Here is a 10,264-nt window from a genome sequence, read left to right on the forward strand (position 1 = left end):
ATTTCAGCCTAAAAGCGTTTGGCTTCCAAGTTTTCACAACTGATAAAGAAATCCGACCGACATCTGCGGAATGTGGGGTATAACGGATGTAACGGATGTCAGGAAGTTCGGCAACGGATTGTGTAACGGATGTAACGGAGGTCAGTCCGATGGAAGTAGGAAGAAGGAACAAGGGAAATACAGTCAGAGCAATATTTTCAGCGATCAAAAATGTCCTAACCTTCTTGCCAGTTACTCTAAAATAAGAGAAAGAAGTCATTAGTCATTAGTCATTAGGGAAAATTCCCCATTAACAATGCCCAATGCCCAATGCCCAATTTCCTATGCCCTATCCCCAATTCCCAATTACCAATTCCCAATTTTAATTTATCACCTCAAATACTACCAATCTGCTCAGCCACAGCGGTTGATTGGCCTCCACACCTTCGGGGCGCCCCTTAGTAGAAGCAACTTGTATTCTGTTGCCATTTATCCCTTGTCTAACCAAAATATTTTTCACATTTGTCGCCCTTTCCAGTGCCAACTTTTGATTTTCTACCGGAGTGCTTTTAAAATCGCTGTAGCCCACTATCCTTAAATTCTTCGTGCGATTTTTCTCCATATATTCCTTGACTTTGCTAAGCTTTTGTGCTACGTCTTTCGCCTGCAAACTTGCAGAACCTGCACCGAAATACACGCGAACTGGCATTATTATCTTTGGTGGCGGTGGAGTTCCTATTATCACTGTATTTGTTACAGACTTCACTCCCGGAATTTTCTCAAAAGCTTGAGTTATTTTCTGAGCATCTGGCACTTTGCTTACGCTGCCTGCAACGGCGACTTTTCCCTCTGCATAGCGAGCTGAGATATTAATGCTTTCTACTTTATTCAAAAGAGCTGCTGTCCGCTTGATATCGGCTTCCACTAAAACTGGATCGGGAGGTACTTCAACGGCTATAATTTTATTTTCAATTCTTGATTGAGGAGCCGCTTGCTGAGCGATTTTTTCCGCTTTCAATCGCAGATTTTGATTCGGCACTCGTCCCGAAATCTGCAATAATTTATCTTTAACATCTGCCACGATACGATAAACCGATAACTCTGGAGCAGATTGTAATGCTAAATTCGTATCTGCTTCTAAGCTCGCTTCAACTCCGCTGCGGTATTGATGAATTCCCCAAGGTACGCCAATTAAACCTAACGCTGCCAAACCGATAATGGGTAAAATTGGAAGTTTAGGAGATTTAGCTTTTACCTCTGTATCGATTAATTTTTGCAATTTCGAGTTGACTTCGGGTGGCACAGTTGCTGGATCGCCGTTAAATGACTGAATTTGAGTTCCGTATTCTTGCACAATATTGTTGAATATCGATCGCATTTTATACTTAAACCACTGGCGGGTTTCTCCTTGCATGACTACTGCTAGATAACACGAACCCGCCACTTCCAGTACGATGGTAGATGTGCCGTATTCTATAGCATCAATCTCTGCAATATTTCCCGATTGAGATATACAATCGTTGACAAAAGCCCGAATAGCAGTCAGCATCCCCGCTACCATCTCTGATTCTAGCTGTTCGCGTTCAGACTTCTGCACTGCGGAAATTACTAAGCCCGATTTTGCTTGAATTAAAAAGACAGCTTTAACACTCAGTGGTGTTGTTTCTTTCATCAGCAATTCTGCTTCAGAAATCCCCTGTAATTTGGCTTTAATTTTGCGACTAATCGCCTCTGGACTTAAAGATGCTTCGAGTTTTTCATTAATCTCCCGCATCATCTCGGCGATGTATTTTAAAATCGTGCTGCCGATGATCGGATAAAGCGCATCCGACATTGCTTCTCGCTTGAGATGAATTTGCTGTTTGATCGCAGTGGCAATTTCCGGCGCGATCGCCATTGCAATTTCATCCGGCGATTCACTCATTCTGTGGCTGATTCCCACAGTCAGAGCCGGGGATATGGCTACTCCCATCGATTGTCGATTTTCTCTGGTTTTGGTATTAATTATTTCATCAATTATCGGAGCTATGGTTTCGACAAATGATTGTCTCGACTCATTAATGGTTTGGATCATCATTTCGGGAAACATGATTTTAATTCTGGCGAGTAATTCTTCCCGATCGCCTCCCCATTCAGCATCAGTAATTTTGCGATCGAGTTCCCCTACTTTATCGTTGAGTCTGTAATTATAACTTACAACTTCATCTAACAATGGTAAAATAGATTCGATTACCGACTTTTGTAGTTGAGCGTGATGGCTAACCATCAGCTCGTCAATCAAAGGTTTCAGTAAATCTGTAAACAAGTCTGTCGATTCATAAATTCGGTGTTCGATCGCCACAATCTGTTGTTCGATCTTCCCCAGTCTTTGATCAATCCTTTTATTCTGAATGATGGCATCGACAGCGGGGGCGATCGCAGATTCTATCTCTAGCTTTGCTTCCCCGATGTTTCGAGACAGCATCTCTACAATCACTGGCATTATTCTTGCCATCAACCCTTCTATCTCGGCTAAAACTTGCTGCTGAACTTCGACAATCTTAGTTTCATTATTTAATATTTGTGCTGCTATACCGCTGTTTTGAATAGCCGTGTTTACACCAGGTGCGATCGCCTCTCTCACCTCTAACTTTGTCTCCTCGATTTTCCGGTTCAGCGACTCAATAATTAACGGCATTAACCTTGCCATTATATCTTCGGGCTGAGTCTTTTGCTGTCGTTGAAGATTATTTAGTCTACTTTCTACGTCGCTCAATTTGCCTTGAACTTCTCTTTGAAGAATTGCTGATTCTATCAAAGGTTGGATCGTCGCTGCTACTTGTAATTTTGATTCATCGATTTTCTGATTCAGCAAATCAGTTATTGCCGGCATTAGCATCGCCATTATCTCTTCTGGCTTCTGAGTTGGCGACTGTTGCGTAGCCAGTCGGCGTTCGATGATGCTCAATACTTTTTCTTCTATTTCTACCCAAGCTATTCTTACCTGTACTGAGGGGGCAACAGCTTCTACAACCTCTAACTTTAATTCACTAATTTTGCGGTTCAGCAAATCGCTAACTACTGGTACTAGCTGCTTGATTAAATCTTCCGGTTGCTGCTGGTAACGCTGCTGAATATTTGCAACTCTATCTTCAATTCTTACTACCTGTTCTTCAAGTCCGTTTTGATTGTGAATTACTTGATTGACTCTCGGTGCGATCGCCGAAGCTACCTCTAACTTAGACTCCTCTACCTTACGGTTGAGCAGATCGCCCACTACTGGCATCAGCCGTTGGATTAAGTGTTCTGTATTCGGCAGTGGCTGCTGGTTCAAGTTAGCAATTTGATTTTCCCAATCTGCTAATTTTGCCTCCAACTCGATCGGATTAATTTTATTATTGCTCGCGAGTTCGATCGCCTTTTTTAATTCAGACTTCAACTCGTCTAATTCTTCTCTCACTAATTCAGGAATTAACGGCTTCAGTAAAATCATCAACTCTTCTGGTTGAGACATCAGCTTCTCAAAATTTTCCAACCTTTGTTCCACGCTCAAAACATTACTGTAAAATTCCGGTAAATCCCTTTCAAACAGTAGTTGCTGCAACCGCTTAAACTCCTCTACGGCTTGTTCTAATTCTTCTTCCGACGGCCGAGTTTTTTTAGCTACTTTCCCCGCTATAGATAAATCGGGTTCCTCATTACTTTTTTCTCGTCTTTGAGATGGAATCTCTTCATCGTTAGTTAATACTTCCGGTACAATACTGGGTGATTCGATCCGGAAAGACAGTTGTTGTTGACGCCGATTTTCCTCATCCTCTAATCGCTGAACCGACTTTTCCGAAAGCGGTAATTTCAGCTCGCTTGGCTCTTTTTGGGATTTTTTTAATAACTGAAATTCAGTCAGTATGGTTAGCAATTCCTGAAGTTGCTCTCCCGCTTTAGAACTTGCCAGAGTTGCATCAGAAACCTCTTTTTCTGACTGATATATTTTGCCTGAATTATCATTAAATGCTGCCATACTGCCCTACCCAAATATGATTTTTGCCTATCGAAGGAAATTACCAGCTTGCTTGCCGCCTCACCCCAGCGAAAATCAATAGGAATGACACTATTTTTCTAAGCGTCAGGCGTACTAAAGCTATCGCCCTATTTTAACTGCTGTTCTGCGACTAGCCAACTGGGCCGCCAACTGCAATGCTGCCTTCATGCTGGAGGCATCCGCAATCCCTTGACCTACAATATCAAAAGCTGTGCCGTGATCCGGAGAGGTGCGGACAAAAGGCAAGCCAATTGTAGTGTTGACTGCTTGATCGAAAGCCATCAATTTTACTGGAATCAACCCCTGGTCGTGGTACATTGCCAAGTAACCGTCGTGAGCTTCCTTGGCTAAACCGTACCAAACTTTAGCCGGTTTTACCCACAGGGTATCGGGGGGGACTGGCCCGTCTAACTGCACTTGAGGAAAGCGATCGCGCTGCGTTTCCAGCCAAGGTATCATCCAGTCTTGCTCTTCATTTCCCAGTTTGCCATTTTCGCCGCTGTGAGGATTTAAGCCAGAAATCGCAATTTTCGGTCTTTCCAGCCCAAAATCTTCCCGCAAACACTCTACCAGCAATTCTAGTTTTTCGCTCAGCAATTCTGGAGTCAAAGCATCGGGGACTTGACGCAGGGAAATATGTGTGGTAGCGAGTAAAGTTACGAGCGTCCAGCCACTGTGTGGAGATGTGGCGGCAAACAGCATTCCGAACCGCTGCGATTTTGCCCTTTCTGCGAGGAGTTCTGTTTGTCCGGGATAATTGTAACCGGCTGCCTGCCAGCAAGTTTTGGAAATCGGGCCTGTCACAATGGCCGAGAATTCGCCGGCGATGGTACGGGCGATCGCACTTTCCATGTAAGCAAAGCTAGCCGCCCCGCTAGCTGCACTCCCGACACCGGGGACTATTTCGCCCCACTTGTTGTCTGGTTCGATATCAATAATATTTAATGTTTCGGGATTTGCCGCTTTTGCTGCTGGATTGCTCGATCGCAACTTATCGTAAGTTTGCTGCAAAACTCTCCTAGAACCTATAACCGTTACCCTCAAACCAGCAGTGGGATCTGCCAAGGCCTTGAGAATCACTTCCGGGCCAATTCCCGCCGGATCTCCCAGAGTTACAGCTAGTTTTGATTCCCGATCGAGACTCAAGGCAGTTTTCTCCAACAAAATACAGGAATTTCGGCACTGAAATTTTAGCATTCATGTACCTGGTTGCCCCAAATTATATTATCTTTATTTAATGCGATCGCCCAATTGGACTTATCAAATTATGAATCCTGAAATTTTCAATGCAGCCTTTTTGTCCTTTTCCCTAATTTTCGTGGGTATAGGTGGAGGCTTCCTCCTGCTCAAATTGCAAGGCGGCGAAGAATAAGTTTTTTTAACCAATCCTTCAGAAGCCTTATACCTTCTGCCTTCTAGAGTCTACTTGCTGCCGAAAGCAAGCCTTCTGGCGAATATCTCAAGCCTAAAATGAGAAAATTTCAGGTTTTTGTTAAGTTTTTTATATAAACTTAACAAAAACCTGATACCATCTTATTGAAAGTTTAAGATTCATAATTAATCCCTAGATGACTTTATTGATTTTAGGTGCCACCGGCACTCTCGGCCGCCAGATAGCCCGCCGCGCCCTAGACGAGGGCTACCAGGTGCGCTGTTTAGTCAGAAGTTACAGAAAAGCTGCCTTTTTGAAAGAATGGGGCGCTGAACTCGTACCGGGGAACCTTTGCCAGCCAGACAGTCTGCCTCCGGCCCTAGAAGGCGTCACTGCTATTATCGATGCAGCAACAGCCAGTGCAGCCGATTCTGTCAGCATCAAAAGAGTAGACTGGGACGGAAAAGTATCGCTGATCCAAGCAGCAGCAGCAGCAGGCATCAAGCGTTACATATTCTTTTCCTTTCTCGACGCGGAGAAATATCCCCAAGTCCCCTTGTTGGAAATCAAGCGCTGTACCGAATTGTTCTTAGCAGAATCGGGTTTAGACTACACAATCTTGAGACCTTGCGGCTTTTTGCAAGGACTGCTGAGCCTGTATGCAATGCCGATTTTGGACAATCAGGCAGTCTGGCTGCCCAACAAGCCATCCGCCCTTGCCTACATGAACACTCAGGACGTTGCTAAATTTGCCGTCCGAGCCCTTTCCGTTCCCGAAACCGAGAAAAAAAGCTTTCCGGTGGTGGGAAATCGCGCTTGGGATGCTGAAGAAATCGTGCGGTTGTGCGAACGGCTGTCAGGGAAGCAAGCCAAAATTACGCGCACCCCAGACGCCTTGTTGCAGGCTACTCGTCAATTTGCTAAGTTCTTTCAGTGGAGTTGGAACGTAGCTGACAGATTGGCTTTTTCAGAAGTTTTGGCAGCCGGAAAACCCTTGAAAGCTCCGATGGATGATGTTTACAGTGTCTTCGGAATCGATCCCAAAGAAACTACTACTTTGGAGTCTTATCTGGAAGAATACTTTAATCTGATTCTGAAGAAGCTCAAGGAAATAGAGTACGAGCAGCTTAAAACTAAAAAACGGAGTAAACAAAAAATGCCCTTTACATTTTAAAGTGCCGAAAGCTGGGATTATATACAACGACGTTAAACCTGTGGCTTGTCGCATCGCCGCAGAGTTGGAAGAAAAGCTGACTGCCCGCGGCTGGGATGTTTGCTCGGTTTCTGGTTCGGGAGGAATTCTGGGCTATTCTAGCCCCGATCGCCCCCTGTGCCACACTCAGATCGAACAACTCGTCCCCCCCGGTTTTGACAGCGACATGGAGTTTGCAGTGGTTTTGGGCGGCGACGGTACGGTGCTGTCGGCATTTCGCCAAGTAGCTCCTATTGGAGTGCCGCTGCTGACTGTCAATACCGGTCACATGGGCTTTTTAACAGAAACTTACCTGAACTTGCTGCCGCAAGTTTTGGAAAAGGTAATCGCCGGAGAATACGAAATAGAAGAAAGATCAATGCTGGCGGTGCGGCTGTTTCGAGAAAACGACTGCCTCTGGGAAGCCCTTTGTCTCAATGAAATGGTGCTGCACCGGGAACCGCTGACTTGTATGTGTCATTTTGAAGTGGCGATCGGCCAGCACGCCTCTATTGACATTGCCGCAGATGGAGTCATCATCGCGACTCCGACAGGATCGACAGCTTACGCCCTTTCAGCCGGTGGGCCAGTCATTATTCCCGGAGTGCCGGTGTTGCAGTTGCTGCCTATTTGCCCGCATTCAATGGCTTCGCGGGCTTTGGTGTTTTCCAACACTGAGCCGGTCAAGATTTTGCCGGCGAGTCCAAACCGCCTGGTAATGGTGGTAGACGGTAACGGCGGATGTTACGTTTTGCCCGAAGATTGGGTTCATGTCGAGCGAGCTCCGTACCCAGCCCGCTTTATTCGGGTGCAATCTTTTGAGTTTTTCCACATTTTGCGGGAAAAATTGGGCTGGGGCTTGCCTCACATTGCTAAACCGAGTTCCGTTGAGTTGCCTTGATAGTTGTTGGTAATGAGCGGAGGGCTAAAGTCCCGTCCTTTTAGGGCGGCTTTTTCTTTGTTTTTGGGCAGGATAAAGTTTGATCGGAATCTCCTACGGAATCCTTAATTCTCGATCGAGATTCCGAATCATCTCCAAACTCAGGCAGCGTTTATGATAGATGTATTCTCGTACTTCTGGGAGTTTAAACCATGTCTCTCGCTGAGTTAATACCTTTGGTGAACAATCTGAGCCAGTCAGACAAATTATCACTCTTCAAACTCCTAGCAGTGCAAATCCCAGACGCTGAACTACAAGTCATCTTTTCTGCATCAGAGTATCCGGTTCGATCGCTCTACGATGCAACGGAAGCGGCAAACATTATGATGCAGATGATTCGAGACGATCGAGAGGCATCTACTCATGCCTAGTTCGATCGAGTTTCCCTTTTCTGACGATGAAGCATTACCCACGATTCCCATCACTCTGATTCATGCAGGCTTTTCTGTCTCGGCGAATGCACTGCTAGATACTGGGTCTGCGGTCAATCTATTACCTTATGACATTGGTCTGCAATTGGGTGCAATTTGGGAGGAACAAACTGTCCGCTTGCCATTGGCTGGAAATCTGGCAACGGTTGAGGCGCGGGGTGTATTTGTAGATGTTCAAATTGGGAATCTGGAACCCGTTCGCCTAGCATTTGCTTGGGCACAAGCCTCTCAGGTTCCATTAATTCTCGGGCAAACCAACTTCTTTCGAGAATTTGATGTTTGTTTTGTGCGATCACGAGGCACGATCGAAATTATTCGCTTCTAATAAGCATCGATGCAGAACTCGGAGTTTTATTTAGCTTAACTCTCGATCGAGCTTCCGAATCATCTCCAAAGTCAGGCAGCGTTTGCGAGATAGCGTTAGTACACAGGGACATTTTGGTTTAACATCCCACCCATTACCTATGCCCCATTCCCTAAACCACCGCTGCGATCGAGAAAATCAGTAATCTCCTGTTCATGGGTATGCTCCTACACTTTGAATTTTTTACAACTTCAATCCAACGGCAGCCCGACTTTTATCAATAAGCCGGGAATACAACAAATTGAACAGCACCCTTTAGGAGTTTATATTTTTTCCACAATAAATACAATGTTTTTACGTAAATTCATTAAATCTTTACAATGTATTTGATTACAACTAACTCATGATTATCAACTATACCCTAACCAAGATTTAGCGGGCTAACGTTCCCGCTCACCGGACGCAGATGAACTTTGCATCTCACCGATAACTCGACTTCGTTCCGGTGCAGCGGGATTGTTATGCTGTGCCAACTTCAACTTTCACCAAAGAACTCTAGAATCCTATCCATAAAGTTCTGCTTCCAAACTTCTTGTACTCTCTCAACCAGCCAATCATCTAAACTATTAATTTGGCTACCATATTGGTCAAGTACATCATCTCTGTAGCCATGCCCTTGACCCCACCTATTTTGAGCATAATCCCAAAATTCATTAGAGTAAGTTTGGGGAGCAAGACTATCTTTGATACAGCAGCAAATTTCTTGCCCGATCTCAATAATAAATTTCTCAAAATATTCATCTATTTGTTCGCTTAAAATTTTCATGACGGGTTTAAGCCCTGATTGTTCTGAGGCATGTTTCTCAACCAACTCAACAGCACCTATAATCTCTGCCTTTGACTCACGAAGCCTGTCCCTAAGTAATACTTCTGCAACAGTAGAACCATCGAAATAAATATCTATATCTCGCAGATCATAGGTGCCAAACCTATTATTTATTGCACGAAAAACCATCACATGATAGCTTTTAAGATGATTCTTATATCTATTCTCAAAATTACTCAAAAACTCTGTCTTTTCATGAGACTCAATAGTTTTTTTTAGATCGTTTATTAATTTTTCCTCTTGGGGGCTTAATCCTCCTCCACTTTTGATGACTTGAAAAATGTCTTCATAATTTTTTGCTTCTTGAAGTAAGGCTCTCTCTCTTCTAGAAATTAAATCATTGATAGCATCTAACAGTTCAATTCTTGCATCAGAAACATCATCCTTTTCATACTGAGGTTTCAGGATATGTTCCTCGTCGTAGAACTGAAGAGCATCATAGAAGAAAATATTCTCTCGCAAGAACTGGATGTTCTCTCTTGCAAAAGCATCATCGATCTGATTTTTTCTAACCTCAATTCCCTCGTCTCTATCCTCTACTTTTCCATCTAAGTTGACGACATCTTCAGGTTCGCCCTTTCGAGGCAGAACCAGTAATGCTACTTTTGTATCAATATCTCTCGATTCTCGCGTTAGGTATCTCTTCAGAAGCTCGCTAACATTACTTGGAGCAGCTAGAAATTGTTCCGCAAACAGACAGATTGAATTGTCTTGGTTACGGATGTAATCAGACAGATCTTTTCTATCTCTGGCATCATCCATACCTCTTGTGTCAATGATTGATCTGAAGCGAGGATATTTATTAAATTCAATTAGTTTATTACTAACACCCACATAAATTCTCTTGGGCAAAGAGAATTTATCCATTTTTCCAAGATTCAAATTGCTAAAGTTATGACGCAACCACTTTCTCTCATCTTCTACACTTTCAAAATCATGGAGAGATTCTAAACGGGTTTGATTTCTGCGTGATAAATTTGCTCTTTCAAGAACGGACTTTAAAAAGCCATCAAGATTTTTAGATGACTGGGCAAGTTCAGATGCTTTATCTACACGCTTTCCTTCAATAGACCTCTTGCAAAAAAAATCTATGTTATAATTAGAGGTTTTGAATTTTAGACCTGAAAGCTAACTCATAATTG

9 protein-coding genes are annotated in these 10,264 nt (G+C 43.8%); 5 read left to right on the top strand and 4 right to left on the bottom strand.

What is annotated here, in order from left to right; all coding sequences use genetic code 11:
* The 3 genes from QUB44_RS29135 to pdxA form a co-directional block, all read right to left on the bottom strand.
* Positions 1-259, bottom strand: a 259-nt coding sequence (locus tag QUB44_RS29135) for a hypothetical protein (RefSeq protein ID WP_333373012.1), incomplete at its 3' end; no start/stop codon positions are given.
* A 102-nt stretch (positions 260-361) separates the two neighbouring features.
* Positions 362-3,976, bottom strand: a complete 3,615-nt coding sequence (locus tag QUB44_RS29140) for an OmpA family protein (RefSeq protein ID WP_333373015.1) — start codon at positions 3,974-3,976, stop codon at positions 362-364.
* A 120-nt stretch (positions 3,977-4,096) separates the two neighbouring features.
* The gene (gene pdxA / locus QUB44_RS29145; RefSeq protein ID WP_333373018.1) at positions 4,097-5,194 is read right to left on the bottom strand and encodes a 4-hydroxythreonine-4-phosphate dehydrogenase PdxA; all 1,098 of its coding nucleotides are present in this window, start codon (positions 5,192-5,194) and stop codon (positions 4,097-4,099) included.
* 70 nt (positions 5,195-5,264) lie between these two features.
* Here pdxA and petM point away from each other — a divergent pair, with 70 nt between their 5' ends.
* The 5 genes from petM to QUB44_RS29170 all read left to right on the top strand — a co-directional run bounded on the left by petM (position 5,265) and on the right by QUB44_RS29170 (position 8,257).
* Complete coding sequence (petM, locus tag QUB44_RS29150; RefSeq protein ID WP_172189541.1) at positions 5,265-5,369, top strand: cytochrome b6-f complex subunit PetM; 105 nt, start codon at positions 5,265-5,267, stop codon at positions 5,367-5,369.
* 196 nt (positions 5,370-5,565) lie between these two features.
* The gene (locus QUB44_RS29155; protein ID WP_333373020.1) at positions 5,566-6,543 is read left to right on the top strand and encodes an NmrA family NAD(P)-binding protein; all 978 of its coding nucleotides are present in this window, start codon (positions 5,566-5,568) and stop codon (positions 6,541-6,543) included.
* Between the two features lies 1 nt (position 6,544).
* Positions 6,545-7,462 carry an NAD(+) kinase gene (locus tag QUB44_RS29160; RefSeq protein ID WP_333373023.1) on the top strand — a complete coding sequence of 306 codons (918 nt, stop codon included), beginning with the start codon at positions 6,545-6,547 and terminating at the stop codon, positions 7,460-7,462.
* Between the two features lie 191 nt (positions 7,463-7,653).
* Positions 7,654-7,872 (top strand): hypothetical protein, encoded by a 219-nt coding sequence (locus QUB44_RS29165; protein ID WP_333053554.1) that lies wholly within the window; start codon positions 7,654-7,656, stop codon positions 7,870-7,872.
* Complete coding sequence (locus tag QUB44_RS29170) at positions 7,865-8,257, top strand: aspartyl protease family protein (protein WP_333145301.1); 393 nt, start codon at positions 7,865-7,867, stop codon at positions 8,255-8,257. The genes QUB44_RS29165 and QUB44_RS29170 overlap by 8 nt, the downstream gene beginning before the upstream one ends.
* A gap of 514 nt (positions 8,258-8,771) precedes the next feature.
* Here QUB44_RS29170 and QUB44_RS29175 read toward each other — a convergent pair.
* A complete protein-coding gene (locus tag QUB44_RS29175; RefSeq protein ID WP_333373025.1) occupies positions 8,772-9,989 on the bottom strand; it encodes a hypothetical protein in 1,218 nt (405 codons plus the stop codon).
* Positions 9,990-10,264 lie beyond the last annotated feature (275 nt).

This window comes from Microcoleus sp. AT3-D2 (assembly GCF_036705715.1).
GTDB lineage: Bacteria > Cyanobacteriota > Cyanobacteriia > Cyanobacteriales > Microcoleaceae > Microcoleus.

Bases quoted from the DNA above. Each gene is read 5' to 3' on its own strand.
- QUB44_RS29140 (WP_333373015.1), bottom strand. From the start codon at position 3,976: ATGGCAGCATTTAATGATAATTCAGGCAAAATATATCAGTCAGAAAAA.
- pdxA (WP_333373018.1), bottom strand. From the start codon at position 5,194: ATGCTAAAATTTCAGTGCCGAAATTCCTGTATTTTGTTGGAGAAAACT.
- petM (WP_172189541.1), top strand. From the start codon at position 5,265: ATGAATCCTGAAATTTTCAATGCAGCCTTTTTGTCCTTTTCCCTAATT.
- QUB44_RS29155 (WP_333373020.1), top strand. From the start codon at position 5,566: ATGACTTTATTGATTTTAGGTGCCACCGGCACTCTCGGCCGCCAGATA.
- QUB44_RS29165 (WP_333053554.1), top strand. From the start codon at position 7,654: ATGTCTCTCGCTGAGTTAATACCTTTGGTGAACAATCTGAGCCAGTCA.
- QUB44_RS29170 (WP_333145301.1), top strand. From the start codon at position 7,865: ATGCCTAGTTCGATCGAGTTTCCCTTTTCTGACGATGAAGCATTACCC.
- QUB44_RS29175 (WP_333373025.1), bottom strand. From the start codon at position 9,989: ATGGATAAATTCTCTTTGCCCAAGAGAATTTATGTGGGTGTTAGTAAT.